The organism is Micromonospora sp. NBC_01638, assembly GCF_045209745.1.
Classification (GTDB): domain Bacteria; phylum Actinomycetota; class Actinomycetes; order Mycobacteriales; family Micromonosporaceae; genus Micromonospora.
The window spans coordinates 6309902-6324851 of record NZ_CP109273.1 but is presented as its reverse complement, the minus strand read 5'-3'; the positions used below and the strand labels follow the sequence as shown (position 1 = coordinate 6324851).

Below are 14950 nucleotides of genomic sequence, written 5' to 3'. Positions count from 1 at the left end.
GGTTCGCGTCAGCCGGGTTCGTTGATCTGGTCGATGATCTGCGGGTTGGTGGCCCGCCACTCGCTACTGGTGAGGACGCGGGTTCGTTCGGCCAACCGGCGAAGGGCTGCTACCGCCTCTTCGTCCAGCTGCGGGCCGCTGTAGCCGACGTAGGCCACGATCCCCGGTGCTGGTTCCCAGGCGAGGGTGGCGTTGCCGCCCAATTCAATTGATACGACAGCCTGTCTGCCGTGGACCGGCCCTGCGTCGTCGGTTCGGGCGGCGTAGAGCTGGTCTTCGAACCCGCCGCCGCTGGTCACCCCGGTGTAGGTCAGGCCGCTGCCGAGCGCTTCCTGCTCTCCAACCCTGGCGCTGCCATAGCGGACCTGATGGATGGTTAGCGACCGGTGCGGACCCGTAGACACCACCGCATATCCGGCCGGTTGGTGTACGACCGGCCGGCCGGCCACGACCGTGGTGCGGGCAGCGATCGCAATCAGCTCGGCCTCGCTCAGGTCACCCCGGATTCGCGCGTAGGCCCCGGCAATCGGCCACTCGACCATCCCGCCTTCCGCCCTGCCGATCACCGCGCCCACACCGACGCTGTGGCCGACTTTCGGCGCGCCAACCGGAAACGTCACCACCGCCCCGCTTCTTCCGAGTGAGCCGTCTGGCCGACGCACCACCACAGTCCACGGGCCATTCACCGCAGTGCGGTCACATTGTTCCAGGGTTGAACCAACCTCGGCCGGGACTCGATCGATGAGCAGGCCGGCCACCTCGTTCACCACCACGGGGCTCTGGGCCCAACCGACCGGCCGGCACGGCGGGCCTGCTGAGGTGGAGGTGTCCACCGGCGCCGTCGGACTCGGGCTCACACGTGTTTCCCGCCGCACCCCATGATCGCCGAAGAGAACGACGATCGCAGCGAGAACAGCGGCTGACAACACGACAACCCCGACCACGATCAGCCATCGCGGTGGCGGCCGCCGGGGGTGATCGGAGCCGAAGGTGATGATGTCCACACGGCCATCATCAATCGCAAGCCTGTCGGGAGTCCACTTCTCGGCACGAGCGCGCGATCAGCGGCTATGAGAGTAAGGGTCGACCGGCTCTAGGATCAGTCGTGTGTCGGGGCCGGGGAAAAGGACGAGACGCCAACGCAGACGGCGTCAGCGGCTGCCGAAGTTCAAGGATCGTGCGACTCCTCGGCGCGGACAGCGGCCTCGGCCTGGGATGCTGCGTTACTGGTTGCGGCGGCCGGAACCGAGCGTTGCCATCTCGGCAATCTTCACGGCGGTTTTTCTGCTGATGACCGCTGTGACGCGGAACTGGGTTCTCCTGGTCATCGTGCTGCCGGGCCTAGGCGGGGGTCTGTTCGTGTGGGTGACCCGGGATATCTGGCGCCGTAACGCCGACCGCTGGCAGCAGGGATACGACGACGTTTTCTGATCTCCAGTCCGGGTCGGAGCGCGCGAGGAGGTGGCCTGGTCGGAGCGGGCGGGTGTGGCGACTCTTCGTCGTACTCGCGTGACAGCATCAGCTGATGGGCACATCGAAGCAGCCAGTGACGGTCCCGACCGAGGTCAGCGTCCACGATTTCCTGGCCGCGATCCCCGACGAACGTAAGCGGGCCGACGCGGGGCGGCTCCGCGCGGTCATGGGCGAGGTGACCGGCGAGGCGGCGGTGATGTGGGGCCCGAGCATCGTGGGCTTCGGCAGGTACCGCTACACCTACGACAGCGGGCGTACGGGCGAGGCGCCGCTGGCCGGCTTCTCGCCGCGCAAACAGCATCTCGTCGTCTACCTGGTGGGTGGTTTCGAGGATCGGTACGGCGCGGTCCTCGCCCGCCTCGGCCCACATCGCGCCGGAAAGGGATGCCTCTACCTGAAGCGGCTCGACGACGTCGACGAGAGCGCGCTGCGCGAGCTGATCGACCGCACGGCGCGGGTGCACAAGGGTGTCGACCGGGCCAGCCAACGCTGAGACTCCGTGGCTGCGGCCAGCCCGGTCGGCCCTGATCCATGGGGGTCACTGACCCGTCCAGACCGCCTTCGCGCCGGAGTCGCCGGTGCGGACCACGTAGTACACCGCGATGCCCGCGGCCACCAGCGACAACACCTGCAACGACAGGGTCAGCGCCCGACCGGGCCGGGCACCTCCGGTGGCGTTCGGCGAGGCAGTTCGCGGCGGGACGAACCAGACCAGTGCCAGCGCCACGATCGCCAGCCCGATGGTGGCGTAGAGCGTGAAGTCGCCAAACTGCTGGTGCGCCTCGATCGTCGGGACGAACTCAGGGGTGACCCGGTTGGCGGACCGCATGCGGTCGAAGAAGGCGTCTCCGGAGAGCTTCGCCAACAGCGCGCAGAGCGGTGCGCCCAGTGCGAGCAGCCCCAGCACCCAGCGGGTGTGCGGGCGGACCAGGGGGACGAGCGCGTAGCCGATCGTCAGGAGGGCCAGCAGCGGCACGAACACGACCGCGGCGTGCAGCACCAGAGGGTGAGCGGGAATGCCCATGAACTCCTCGAACATCGGCGTCTCCTCCGGTGACATCGGGTGGACGTCGATCGTCCAGGAATGGACGCTATCGGTACCGCCAGTGGCGTGTCAGCTCCCAAAATGGCTGTCGAGGTGAATAGCTGACTCCCTCAGCTACGGGAGCGCGGCAGACAGTCCTTCTTGTACTTCAGGCCCGAGCCGCACCAGCATGCGTCGTTGCGCTCCGGTGGCCAGGGGATCCGCGCGCTGGGTCGAGCCGACACCTCGGCCGCGTAGCCCGCCCGGACCGCCGCATCGGTCGGGTCGCCGTCACGTCGACCGGCGAAGGCGTCCAGCCCGGCCACGGTCGCGCTGAAGACCCCCAGCCCGGCCTGGCCGGCACTCGTCAGCCGGACCAGCTCCTTCTCCAGCAGTGCCCGGTGCGCGTCCCAGTCCGACCCGTACACCTCGGCGAGCCCGGCGTGCTCGGACAGCAGACGATCGAATTCGGCCCGAGGCCAGAAGAGCAGATCGGACTCGCCGCCCCTGCGCTCCCCGGCCCGGCGGACGAGCTGGGTCTCCAGCCGGTCCGCCAGATCGTCCTGCCGGTCGTGCGGCAGGTTCAGATTCCGGCGTACCCGGTGGCGCTGTTGCAGCAGGAAGAAGAGGACACCGGGCGCGTCCGGCGGGCCGAGATCCACCACGGGGTCGATCGCGGTGACGGCCTGCGCGGACGCCGCGGTGGCGGGCGCACGCTCGCCGAGCAGAGTGTCGACCGCCTCGCTGAGCCACTTCTCGGCGGTCGCCGAACGACCACCGGCGTCCAGCGCCGCACTCATGTAGCTGGGGGCGTCGGGCTGCACGAGCAGAAACGGGCGCAGCGCGGTCAGCTCCGCCATCGCCTCGTCGTCCCGACCGCCGGCCCGGAACAGGGCCCGCGCCCGCAGCGCCCGGGCGAACCCGGTCCGCGGGTCATCGCCGGACGGGTACGCCGCCAGAGCCTGCTCCGCGTACCGCAGGGCGGCATCGGGTCTCGCCCGGATCTCGGCGATCTCGGCGGCCAGGCTCAGAGCGTCCCCGGCGTCGTCCGGATCTTCCAGCCGACCCTGCTCCGCCGCCTCGGCGAGACCGGCGGCCACGCCCAGCGGGTTGGCCGTCCCGAGCGCCGAGCGGCGAAGTTCGGCGAGGTCAGCCTTGGTGAGTACGTCTTTCGTCGACACGATTTCACGGTACGTCGGAGGGCTCCCGCCCGGCCCAACTACGGCCATCTACGCGGGCCACGTCGAGAACCGCACACCTGGGCCGCGTCATGGTCGGCGGCGGGTGTGCCGGTGAGCGTGATGACTCACAGGCATAAATATGCCCCTGAGTCATCACGCTCGTCGTGACATCCGCTCGTCCAGACGTCACGCTGCGCATCGCCCAGGCTGGGCTGCCGGATGCGGCGGGTTCGCGGCTGCCACAACCACGGCCAGCACCGCGATCACGACCGCGATCCGAGCAGAGGTACCCCGGTGTCGCTCAGAACTCCTCGTACACCGCCGGGTCCTGGTCCGTGAGGCGCCCGTCCGGGCGGCCCAGCGCGGTGATGGCCTCGACCTCCGCGTCGGTGAGCTTGATGCCGAAGACGTCCAGGTTCTCGACCTGCCGCTGCGGGGAGGCGGCCTTGGGTAGCGGGATCACCTGGCGGGCCACGTGCCAGGCGAGAATGGTCTGCGCCGGGCTGACGCCGTGCGCGGTCGCGATCTCCACCACGACGGGGTGCTCCTGCAGGTCGTTGCCACGGCCGAGCGGGCTCCAGCCCTGCACGAGGATCCCGTGCTCCCGGTGGTAGTCGATCGCCTCCTGCTGCGGGAAGTACGGATGTACCTCGATCTGGTTGACCACCGGGGCGACCCCGGTCTCGGCCACCAGCCGGTCGATGTGCTCGGGCAGGAAGTTGGAGAGGCCGATGTGTGTGACCAGGCCGCGCTCGCGGGCCTCGATCAGCGCCCGCCACGCCTGCACGTACAGGTCGACCTTGGGGTTCGGCCAGTGGATCAGATACAGGCCGATCCGGTCGAGGCCGGTGCGGAACACGCTCTCCTCGACGGTGGTCAGCGCCTCGTCGTAGCGGTGGTGCCGCCCCGGCAGTTTCGAGGTGACGATCAGTGCGTCCCGTACGTCGCCCGCCGAACGGGCGGCCCGGCCCACGGCGCCCTCGTTCTCGTAGTTCACCGCCGAGTCGATCAACCGGTAGCCCGCCCGGATCGCCTGACCCATCGCGTCGACACCCGCCGAGCCGTTCAGCCGGTACGTGCCGAGCCCGATCGCCGGCAACGTGGTGCCGTCGGCGGCTGTCAGGTGGGGAATCGTCATGGTTGATGTGCCTTTCGTCGACCGTGACTGGACCCTACCCGCACCGGTGTGTTGCTGAACGCACGTTCCGGCCCGCAGCAGCGCGGCGAGTCCCCGCCCCGCTGTGCGGGGCGGGGACCAGCTCAAGCGATCAGCTCAGCCGCGCGGATGCGGTATCCAGACCGCCCCGAACGCTGACCGCCTTCACCGTGACCGTGTCGCTGCCGGTCTTGATCACCCGAAGCCGGACCTTCTGCTTGTCGCCACCGTCCAGATAGAACTGCGGCGCGGCGCCGACGGTCCGCGCGCCGTCGACCTTGACGGTGTCCGGAGCGACGATCTTGATTTCCTTCGCCTGCTCGAGAGCGGTCGGAATGCGGCCGGTGTTCTTGACCGTAGCCGTGATCTCGTGCGTCGCGCCGTCGCTCTGGGTGCCCTTGAGCTTCTTGGCGGTGACCTCGGTGAGGCCGACCTGCGGCAGTGAGTCGATCAGATACAGGTTGAACTGGGCCTGGTTGGCAGCCCAGGTGCCGATCAGATCAGCTGACGGGTTCTGCGACCAGAACTTGGGGTTGATCCCGCCAATCTCGACCGTACCCAGCTTGGGGTGTTGCACCTTGGTCCACGGCAGGAAGCAGTTCGTGCGGCCGTTCTCGGCACACCACCGCGACCGCTCCCAGTCGGCGTACCTGCCGTCCTTGTCGTAGTCGACGTAGTCACCGCCGTTCCAGATCTCGTCGCCGTACCAGACCGCGCCGTACTGGAAGTAGCCGAAGTCCGGGCCGTGGCCGAACAGGGGCGTCGGCTGGCCACCGTTGCGCGTGGCGTAGTCGATGTAGACGCTTCCCGTGTTCCGGTAGCCGGTGAACGAGGCGCCCGCCTTGTCGAAGTGCTCGTAGAGCTTGCGGTCGCTGGCATACATGCACTCGACGGGGTCGCAGGTCGAGGGCCCACGCAGATGCATGGGTACCCGAGTGTCCATGCTGTTCACCGCGCCGATGTTGGTGTGCGACATCAGCCAGGTGTAGACATGCCGTGTCTCCGGCTCCGACAACGGGTATTCGCCGGCACCGCCCTGGGTCAGGTTCCGGCCGGTCGCGTCGTCCGCCGGCATGACATGCCAGTTGTACGGGTAGTTGCGGTGCAGGTCGAGGCCGCCGACGCCGTCCTCGTTGTAGCGGCCGTCGCCGTCGTTGTCGATGCCCTCGGAGAACATGAGGTAGTCGCCCTTGCCCGCGCCGACACTGAGCATGGCGTTCCCGGCCGGATCCCGCTCGTCGATGACGTGGGTTCCCTTGCCCGCGCCGACGTACTGGCGCATCTGGCTCAGGTACCCGTCGTCGTTGAGGTCCTCGCCCGGGTCCTCGTCGCGCTTGCCGTCCCCGTCGTTGTCGTCCGGGCGTACCGTCGACCGGTTCGTCTGGGCGGTGTACAGGTACATGTCGTGGCCGTCGGGGTTGTTGACCGGCCGGAGGTACACCGTCTTCGCGTCGAGCAGTTTGTCGACCTTCGCGTCCTTGCCTGCCTGCGTGATGAGGTGGTGTGCCAGCCACAGCGAACTCTCGGCTGACGAGACCTCGCCCGAGTGGCGATTCCCCTCGAAGTAGGCCGCCGGCTTGTCCGTGTCGGCACCGACGGACTTGTCCGTGATGGTCAACTGGTAGATCGGCTGCCCGCTGTAGCTCTCGCCGACGATGTGCAGGTCGACGATGTCGGGACGCTCGTGGGCCCACTTCCGCAGCCACCACTGGATCTCGATGCTGGTGTGGAAGTGGTCGAAGTCCATCTGGCCCGGGGTCTTCGGCTGCACCTGGTCGTACTTGACGACCTTGAACGTGCTCTCCCCGTCCCGCTGGCCGGCAATCGTGATGGTGGAGGACGTGGGTGTCACGCTGCCGGGAAACGGACCCGGATCCTGCGGCGGCTGCAGACCGACGGTATGGGTGGGGGTCGCGGACACGGCCGCGCCGTCGAGTCGATGCGCGCCGCCTGGGCCCCACAGTGGCATAGTTGCGAGGACGAGGGCGCCCGCTGCCACCAGCACGGAGGCCGGGCGGATGCGCCGGAGGAGGTGCTTCTTCCCCGGCGGGTGCTGGATTGTGGCGTCGTGAGAAGAGGCTTGCCGCTGACCGGATGAGCTTTGTGAGGCGTCGGAACTCAAGGCACATCTCCCAGTGTCACTTCGGTGCTTGCCCGTGCCCAGCAGACACGGTAGTCACGCTGCGTAAGGGGGCTGCCACCCATTGGGTACTCGAGTTCCGATCACCGTAGTCGATCATTACATAGATGTAAATACCTGATTGACGTTGACTCCTTACCGCCGTTGAGTGCCGGCGCGAGCAGCCGGCCATGCTGATGGGTCCAGTCACCAACGGGGGCCGAAACTGGGTCCGGCGCCCGTCTCCGGCTTGTGGGTCACCCGACACGGTGACTCGTTGTGGCCGGGCGTCGTCGAGCCGATGGGTGTGCCGGCGCCGCACGCGGGTACGCCCAGCCGAACGGACCCGGGGGAGGCGTGATGGCGAGCGAGGCACCCGACTACTTCCAGCCCGAGGCTGGGCTGGTGCTGACGCACCTGCTGATCGTGCGGGATGTGGACCGCTCACGGGAGTTCTACCGGCGGGTGCTGGGAGCGACAGTGGTGCGGGAACGCCAGCCGGCGATCCTGCGTTTCCACAACAGCTATATCGTGATCAACGACGAAGGTGGCCCGACCGACGACAAGCCGGGTGTGCAGGCGCAGGCGCCGCCGGATTCGCGGACGCTCAGCAGCGCCATGAACATCCGGGTCACCGACGTCCGAGCTGTCTACGAGCAGTGGCGGTCACGGGGTGGGGAGTTCCTGACCGAGCCCAAGGATCATGGCGTCGAAATCCGGTGCTACCTGCGCGACCCGGACGGCTACCTGATCGAGCTCGGTCAGGGCACCGGAATCCTCGCCGAGATGGGTCGCGCCGCCTCCGCCTGAGCGACCGACACCCGGACCCAGGTCGACAACTTGGCGCGGGGTCTGATGCTGGGAACCCAGCCCGGGGCAGTCACGTCGTAGGGGCATGACGCGTAGCAGCGCCCACGTACCCCATCCGACGGCCGCGACCGGCGTCCCCCGAGTCATGACTCCAGCTCGCGTCATGGGGCTGGCCCTGGTCGCGGGCCTGGCGCTGGTCACCGGCTGCACGGCGGAACCGGCCCCCGTGTCGCCACGTGACCGGGTAGTGCCGGCCGGCGGGTTCCGGCTCGTCGCGTTCGACTCCTGCCCGGAGGCGCTGCGGCAGCTGAAGACGGCTGCCAAGGCATATGTCGGGCCCTGGGGGTTCGGGCCGAACGGGGACATCCGTACCTTGGGCCGCGCCGAACAGGCTGGGGCGCCCGCCGCAGCGGGGCGGGCGGATGCGGCGCCCAAGGGCTACTCGGGCACCAACACGCACGAGGTTGGGGCCGATGAACCGGACCTGGTCAAGACCGACGGCAAGCGGATTGTCACCGTGCAGCACGGCAAGCTGTACGTGGTCGACCCGGCCACCCGCCGGCTGACCGGAGAGCTGGAGCTGGCACCGGGTGCCGATCAGTTCGGCGGGGCCGAAGACGGCCTGCTGCTGCACGGTGACCGTGCGCTGGTGCTGCGCCGCGACGGGTGGGCCGGAATGGCGACAACGGCCGTCCCCGAGAGAGGCGGGCGCGTCGCAGACGCCCCGATGCCGGACGGCATCGTCGGCCCCCGGCTGATCATGGTCGACTTGTCCGGCGAGCCGAAGATCATCGGCGAATACCGGATCGACGGCAATCTGGTGGACGCCCGCCAGGTGGGCACCACTGTCCGGGTCGTGGTCCGCTCCGCGCCCCGGCTGAACTTCCCGTACCGGGAACGGGCCACCGATGAGCAGCGCACTGCCGCCAACCGCGAGATCATCGACAACGCCACCGCCGACGACTGGCTGCCCCGGTACGAGGTCACCTCCGGCGGGCGAACCAGCGCCGGACGGGTCGGCTGCGAACGGGTGAGCCGGCCGGCCGCCTACTCCGGCACGTCGCTGGTGACCGTGCTCAGCTTCGACCTCGGTGCGGCCACCCTCGGCGCCGGCGACCCGGTCACCGTGATCGCCGACGGCGACACCGTCTACAGCAACGGACCCCGGCTGTACGTCGCCAACGACCAGCGCTGGCGGGTGCTGCCGGCGCTGACCGCGCGGAACATCGCACCCGATCCCAGGGACGAGACCACCGAGATCTATCAGTTCGACATCTCGGGCGCGGGTGGCCCGCGGTACGTCGCCGCCGCGTCCGTACCGGGCTGGCTGATCAACCAGTACGCCATGTCCGAGTGGGACGGGCATTTGAGAGTGGCCACTACCAGTGGCCGTACCTGGGGTGACAAGCCGAACTCGACGTCCAGCGTGTACGTCCTGCGCGCCGACGGCACGGCGCTGACCCAGGTCGGCAGGGTCACCGGACTGGGCAAGGGGGAACGGATATTCGCGGTACGGTTCGTCGGCGGCACCGGGTACGTCGTCACCTTCCGGCAGACCGACCCGCTCTACACCGTCGATCTGCGTGATCCGACGACGCCGAAGGTGAGCGGCGAACTGAAGATCAACGGGTATTCGGCGTACCTGCACCCGGCCGGCGAAGGACGGCTGCTCGGCGTCGGGCAGGAGGCGTCCGACCAGGGCCGTGTCCAGGGCACCCAGCTCTCACTCTTCGACGTCTCCGATCCGGCCAGGCCGACCCGGATCGCCCAGTATCACGTCAAGCAGGGGCATTCCGAGGCGGAGTTCGACCCGCATGCGTTCCTCTACTGGCCGGCCGAACGCCTGGTCGTGGTCCCACTGACCGTCCACGGCACGGGCCTGCCGAGCAACGTGGCGCTGGCCCTGCGAGCCGGCGACGGCGGGTTCACCGAGGTCGGCACGGTCGACCACACGCTGGGCACGGGGCGTCCCGAGGATCTGACGCCGATCCGCCGGTCACTGGTGGTCGACGGAGTGCTCTGGACCGTCTCCGACGCTGGCCTCAAGCCGACCAGCCTCTCCACGATGAAGACCCTCGGCTGGTTGCGTACGGCGTGACCGGGATGGTGGTGTCCGGGGTGGCCCGCCGTGGGTGGGCTCGGCGGCTGCCCGCCGTGCACCGCCTGGCGTCCGCATCGACTACGAGTGATCGGGCCCATGGTGATCAGGCGGCGGGTAACGTGAACGCCGTGGAGGATCTCGGCGCTAAGGTCTCGTACCTGGCACTCGCCGTCGGCACCCGGGTCTACGACGTCGAATCGGCACCCCTCGGCGTGGTCGAGCACGTGCTCGCCGACGAACGGGCCGACATCTTCCACGGCGTGATCGTGGCACCGCCGAAGCCGTACCGGTCCCACCGCTTCGCCCACCGGGAGCAGATCGCCGACCTGTACGAGCGGGGGGTCGTGCTGTCGGTGCCCGGTGTCGAACTGCACGAGCCGGGCGAGGACACGCCGGCCAGAAAGGCCGAGGCCGCGGGTGGCGACCCGGTGCAGGTGGGCCTCCGCCGCGCCTGGGAGTGGCTGAGTCGACCACGCTGAACCCTGGCGGGCAGCTCGCACCAGGCGGACGCATGATCGGCCCATCGAGGCAGGCGAGGAAGAGTTCACGGTCACCTGACGGGCCTGCCGCACGGTCAGGTCTCAGGCTGATCGGGCAGTGTCGGTGATGTGCGCGATTACGGCCGAGTAGTCCCGGTCGCCAAGGCCGGCCTCCTGGGCTGACGCGACCCACTGCCGTGCGGCCGCCGCGACCGGCAGTTCGACGCCTGCCGACTCGGCGGCCGACACGACCAGATTGGCGTCCTTACTGGCGAGTGACAGCGCGAACCGGAACGGGAATTGATCGGACTCGATCGCTGGTCGTCGCCGATCCGCTTGCGAGCCGACGGGAGTCGCGGACAAGACCTCGAACGCTGTGTCACGCGGCAGTCCAAGCCCATCCGCGAGGGCGAGCGCCTCACCGAGAACAGCGAGCACTCCGAAGAGGGTCGAATTGGCTACCAGTTTGGCCGCCGCGCCGGCACCGAGCGGTCCGACATGCATTGGCGAGCCAAGCGCGCCCAACACCGGCATCCACCGTTGGGCGAGTGGCTCCGGCCCTCCGACGAACATCCGTAGCGAACCGGACTCGGCCTCCGAGACGCTGCCCAGCACCGGCGCATCGAGCAGGCCAACGCCATCCGGCAGCATCGCGGCCAACCGTCGCACCGCGGGCGGCCCGACGGTGGACATCTCAGCGAGCGTCGTCGACGCGGTAGCACCGGCGAGGATGCCCTGCGGGCCCTCGGCGACCTCTTGCAGCGCGGCCGGGTCGGACAGCATGGTGATGACCAAGTCGGCCCGGCGGGCAGCTTGTGCCGGACTGTCGGCAGCGACCGCGCCACGTGCCACAAGATCGATAGCCCTCTGCGGCGTGCGGTTCCAAACAACGAGGTCATGGCCGGCATCGAGCAGCCGGCCCGCCATCCGGCTACCCATTCCACCCAAACCGATAACAGCGACCGTGGCCATGGCGCCATCCTGCCAATTTCGCCCGGGCAATGCCGCACAAAGCGCCGTAGTAGCGCAGGGTTCGGGTACTCGTGCCGGCCCGCTCAGCCAGTTCGCCGATCAGCATCTGACCTCCTCCACCAGCCCGTCGCGACCACGCTAAACCTTGTCGTTGGCGTCAAGGCAAGGTGCACTCGATCACGTGGCGACGGCTCGGGCGCCGGTGTCGGCTCCCTACCGTTGGCTGGCTTCCTGCCGCGCACCTCTGCGCCGCCACGGGGCCGCCAGGATCAGGACGGCCAGCAGCACGGCAGCGCCGAGGCTCAGCCCGGTGAGCAACGAGATTGGGGATTCCTCAGCCCGAGCATGGTGCTCGCCCTTGACGGAGACTACGAGGCTGTCGTGCTTCTTCTCTTCGGGTGTGACCAGGCGGCCGACGGACGCGTGGGGAGGCAGGGCGAAGCCCCAGTTGAGCAGGGCCGCCGCTTCTCCGAGACTCCCCAGCGGCGCGGTCTCCGCTCCGAGCAGGGTCACCACGAGCCGCCGACCGTTGCGTTCGGCCACCCCGACGTACGTCTGCCGAGCCAGGTCGGTGAAGCCCGTCTTCCCTCCGAGCGTTCCGGGATAGTGGCCCAGCAACGTGTTGTCATGGGTGATGGCGAATGCCGGGTTTGCTGGCTGTGCGGGTATCTGCGCCACCCTCGTTGCCATGTATCGCCGAAAGTCTTCCCGCGCGAAGGTGGCCCGTGCGATCAGCGCGAGGTCGTATGCGCTGGTGTTCTGACCGGGGCCGTCCAGGCCCGAGGGCGTTGCGGCGTGGGTCTGGTTCGCGCGCAGCCGATGTGCTTCGTCGTTCATCGCCGCGACTCCACCCGGTCTGCCCGCGCCGCCGCCGCCGACCCGAGCCAGCACGTTGGCCGCGTCGTTTCCCGATGTGAGCAGAAGTCCCAGCCACAGGCTCTCGATCGAGTAGCGGCCACCCTCGACCACCCCCATCAGCGAACTGGCTGGGTCGAGATCGCGCAGATCCGCCCTGGTCACCTCAACCATCTGGGCCGGGTCCAGGCGGGGCATCAGGGACGCCGCCAGCAGCAGCTTCTGCACGCTGGCTGGCGTTCGGCGCTCGTGGGGGCCGCACCCGCCCAGGACCTCACCACTGTTGAGGTCCGCCACGAGCCATGAGGTGGCGGTCAGTGCCGGCGCCATCGGTGCGCCCGCCGGGATGGTCAGGCCGGCCGTGGCCAGCGCCTGCCCCCCGACCGCCGCGTCGGTGGGGTCGACCGGCGGCGGAGACGGTATGGCCGGCGGTGGCGTCGGTGGCTTCACGGCCGGGCACGGCACGGTCGGCGCGGCCGCCGCCGGCGTCGGTGGCAGGACCGCCGCAGCGGGCAGAACCAGGATGGCGCTGAGCGTCACGGCGGTAAACCGAAAGCCGGTCACGTATACGTACGGTAATCGTCCGCAAGGCTGACGCGGTCCGATTGGCGAAAGCACGGGCCATTGCCGTCCGAGATGACGCCGTCTATGGCAGGAAACGCCGGGTGGGGTGCGCTGCGTGCAGGCACCCGCAGCCGGTGGCCGGCCCAGCAGCGGCTCGCCGTGCCAGCGCGGCGCGGACGAATCGAACCGGTCACGGACCACGCCGACGGCGGCGTCGAGTCGGTGCCCGGGGTTGCACCCGTCCCGGTATAAAACGGGCCCCACATCGCAAAAGCGACCGCTCGCTGCTGATGTTGTGGGAATGTTTCATGTACTAGGCCCACTTGGCGCCCCGATGAGGGAAATGCCCGCTTGTCATCCGCTTCTGGAGGCTAGCGGTGCCTAGAGCGTCTGTATCCCCAACATGGCGACCCGTCGGGTTTGCCATCGGATGAGGCTTGGAAACTTGCCTATGGAAGGAGCGTCAAATGATCAGAAGGCGTGGGCGGCTGTGGACCGTCGCGGCTGTGGTCAGCGCAGCGGTGGCGGTCACTGCCACGGCGGCAATGGGAGACGGGGGCGGTCACGACCGTGCGGGGAGCGAGGACAGAGGCGGACACCACGAGGGCGACCCGCGGTTCAAAGTAATCAACCAGGTCTCCGATCAGGAAGAACGAGATCCCTCGGTCGTCGACCCGGACGCTGTCAACTCGTGGGGGCTGGCCCTGGGGCCGACGACACCGCTGTGGGTGTCCAACAACGGCACGAACACCGCCACCGTCTATCGTGGCGGAGTCGACGGTGCCCCGGTCGAGAAGGTCGACCTCACCGTTGACATCCCCGGCGGCGCGCCGACCGGGGCGGTGTTCAACGACACCGACGGCTTCAAGGTGCCGGGGCCGGGCGGTGACGAACCGGCACGCTTCATCTTCGTCAGCGAGGGCGGTGACATCACCGCCTGGAACCCGAACGCGGAAACCACGGCGGTTGTGGTGGCGCACACGAACCGTGCGATCTACAAGGGTGTGGCCCTACTGGAGACCGGCGTCGGCAGTTTCCTGCTCGCCGCCGACTTTCACAACGCACGCATCGATGTGTTCGACGAGAACTTCGACAAGGCGGAGCTGCCGGACTCCCTCTTCCGGGACACGAACATTCCCGACGGGTTCGCGCCGTTCAACGTACTGGCGGTAGGCGAACGGGTCTACGTCACCTATGCAAAGCAGGATGCGGACGCTGTGGACGACGTGAAAGGCCCCGGTCTCGGTTTCGTCAACCTGTTCACCGACTTCGGGACGGAGGTTCGGCGGATCGCCAGCGAGGGCACGCTGAACGCACCGTGGGGTCTCGCCTTCGCGCCAGAAGGCTTCGGCGAGTTCACCGGCGACTTGCTGGTCGGCAACTTCGGTGACGGCCGGATCAACGTGTTCGACGGCAACGAATTCGAGGGCCAGCTGCGGGACGAGGACGGCGAGACGATCGCCATCGATGGTTTGTGGTCGCTCCTGCCGGGCACCGAAACCACCGGTGGTGAAGAGACTCTGTGGTTCAGTGCCGGGCCGGACGATGAGCAGCACGGACTGGTTGGTCAGCTGATCCCAACGACCAAGTAACTGCCGCGGATCCGCCGCGCCCCGAGCTTCGCGGGGCGCGGCGTACCGCTGTTCCGGCCCCGCCGGGTAGCGCCGGTACGGTCTATTCGGACCGTCGCCACCGGGTGGGTCAGTCCGGCAGCAGCGGCATCTTCAAACCGGGTTCGCGGCCGAGCAGCGTCGCCCGGGGTGACACCCTTACCCGCGATCGCGTCGAGTGGGACGTCGACGCCCCACTCGACGAAGATCTCGCGTGCGGCCGTGACGAGAGCTTCACGGTTGCGCTGCTGGTCCTTGCGTGGGCCGCCCCGTCGACGCACTCCGCGTCATGACCCCAAGATACGGCGTTCCGGCCGGGAGAGCCGAAACCGTATAGCGGCCTTCGTTTTGAGGATACGTTCGTACTGCGTTGGCCGTGCTGACGCTGCCGGCGAATCCGGAGTACGAGCGGTTCCTTGACCTCGCCACGCTCGCCGGCGGTCGCGTCGTGTTGGCCACCGTCGGTGGCTTGGTGACGTGCGTGAGTTGGGCGCTAATCGGCGTTGTGGTGGGCGTGCACTGGCGATGGTCGCCTCGTGCGGGTTGGCTGGCCTGGGCCGCTACGAGACTCTGGACCGGCCCTGCTCGTGCCGAACCCCACGACGG

At 68.6% G+C, this 14950-nt stretch carries 14 protein-coding genes; 6 read left to right on the top strand and 8 right to left on the bottom strand.

Annotated features, from left to right (window positions below; genetic code table 11):
- Nucleotides 1-8: 8 nt before the first annotated feature.
- Nucleotides 9-758 carry a hypothetical protein gene (locus OG811_RS29545; protein WP_406070420.1) on the bottom strand — a complete coding sequence of 250 codons (750 nt, stop codon included), beginning with the start codon at nucleotides 756-758 and terminating at the stop codon, nucleotides 9-11.
- A 457-nt stretch (nucleotides 759-1215) separates the two neighbouring features.
- Here OG811_RS29545 and OG811_RS29540 point away from each other — a divergent pair, with 457 nt between their 5' ends.
- Entirely contained in the window at nucleotides 1216-1431 is a 216-nt protein-coding gene (locus OG811_RS29540; protein WP_406070419.1) for a hypothetical protein, read from the top strand.
- Nucleotides 1432-1525: 94 nt separating this feature from the next.
- Nucleotides 1526-1966, top strand: a complete 441-nt coding sequence (locus OG811_RS29535; RefSeq protein ID WP_406070417.1) for a DUF1801 domain-containing protein — start codon at nucleotides 1526-1528, stop codon at nucleotides 1964-1966.
- A 45-nt stretch (nucleotides 1967-2011) separates the two neighbouring features.
- On the opposite strand, the gene OG811_RS29530 is transcribed toward OG811_RS29535, so the two are convergent.
- From OG811_RS29530 to OG811_RS29515, 4 genes are all read right to left on the bottom strand, one after another.
- Entirely contained in the window at nucleotides 2012-2512 is a 501-nt protein-coding gene (locus OG811_RS29530) for a DUF2231 domain-containing protein (protein ID WP_406070416.1), read from the bottom strand.
- Nucleotides 2513-2628: 116 nt separating this feature from the next.
- Complete coding sequence (locus tag OG811_RS29525) at nucleotides 2629-3678, bottom strand: SEC-C domain-containing protein (protein ID WP_406070414.1); 1050 nt, start codon at nucleotides 3676-3678, stop codon at nucleotides 2629-2631.
- 301 nt (nucleotides 3679-3979) lie between these two features.
- Nucleotides 3980-4816 carry an aldo/keto reductase gene (locus OG811_RS29520; protein WP_406070412.1) on the bottom strand — a complete coding sequence of 279 codons (837 nt, stop codon included), beginning with the start codon at nucleotides 4814-4816 and terminating at the stop codon, nucleotides 3980-3982.
- Between the two features lie 130 nt (nucleotides 4817-4946).
- Nucleotides 4947-6686, bottom strand: coding sequence for a M14 family metallopeptidase (locus tag OG811_RS29515; protein ID WP_406070411.1), 1740 nt, complete (start codon nucleotides 6684-6686; stop codon nucleotides 4947-4949).
- Nucleotides 6687-7313: 627 nt separating this feature from the next.
- On the opposite strand from OG811_RS29515, the gene OG811_RS29510 reads away from it, so the two are divergent.
- From OG811_RS29510 to OG811_RS29500, 3 genes are all read left to right on the top strand, one after another.
- A complete protein-coding gene (locus OG811_RS29510) occupies nucleotides 7314-7763 on the top strand; it encodes a VOC family protein (protein WP_355174911.1) in 450 nt (149 codons plus the stop codon).
- A gap of 145 nt (nucleotides 7764-7908) precedes the next feature.
- Entirely contained in the window at nucleotides 7909-9861 is a 1953-nt protein-coding gene (locus tag OG811_RS29505; RefSeq protein WP_406075973.1) for a beta-propeller domain-containing protein, read from the top strand.
- A gap of 131 nt (nucleotides 9862-9992) precedes the next feature.
- The gene (locus OG811_RS29500) at nucleotides 9993-10343 is read left to right on the top strand and encodes a hypothetical protein (RefSeq protein WP_406070410.1); all 351 of its coding nucleotides are present in this window, start codon (nucleotides 9993-9995) and stop codon (nucleotides 10341-10343) included.
- A 102-nt stretch (nucleotides 10344-10445) separates the two neighbouring features.
- Here OG811_RS29500 and OG811_RS29495 read toward each other — a convergent pair whose 3' ends face one another.
- The 3 genes from OG811_RS29495 to OG811_RS29485 all read right to left on the bottom strand — a co-directional run bounded on the left by OG811_RS29495 (nucleotide 10446) and on the right by OG811_RS29485 (nucleotide 12734).
- Complete coding sequence (locus OG811_RS29495; protein ID WP_406070409.1) at nucleotides 10446-11315, bottom strand: NAD(P)-dependent oxidoreductase; 870 nt, start codon at nucleotides 11313-11315, stop codon at nucleotides 10446-10448.
- Complete coding sequence (locus tag OG811_RS29490; RefSeq protein ID WP_406070407.1) at nucleotides 11275-11421, bottom strand: MerR family DNA-binding transcriptional regulator; 147 nt, start codon at nucleotides 11419-11421, stop codon at nucleotides 11275-11277. The genes OG811_RS29495 and OG811_RS29490 overlap by 41 nt, the downstream gene beginning before the upstream one ends.
- Before the next feature lie 107 nt (nucleotides 11422-11528).
- Nucleotides 11529-12734: a D-alanyl-D-alanine carboxypeptidase family protein gene (locus OG811_RS29485; protein WP_406070406.1), complete on the bottom strand. Its 1206-nt coding sequence runs from the start codon at nucleotides 12732-12734 to the stop codon at nucleotides 11529-11531.
- 467 nt (nucleotides 12735-13201) lie between these two features.
- On the opposite strand from OG811_RS29485, the gene OG811_RS29480 reads away from it, so the two are divergent.
- A complete protein-coding gene (locus tag OG811_RS29480) occupies nucleotides 13202-14326 on the top strand; it encodes a TIGR03118 family protein (protein WP_406070404.1) in 1125 nt (374 codons plus the stop codon).
- Nucleotides 14327-14950 lie beyond the last annotated feature (624 nt).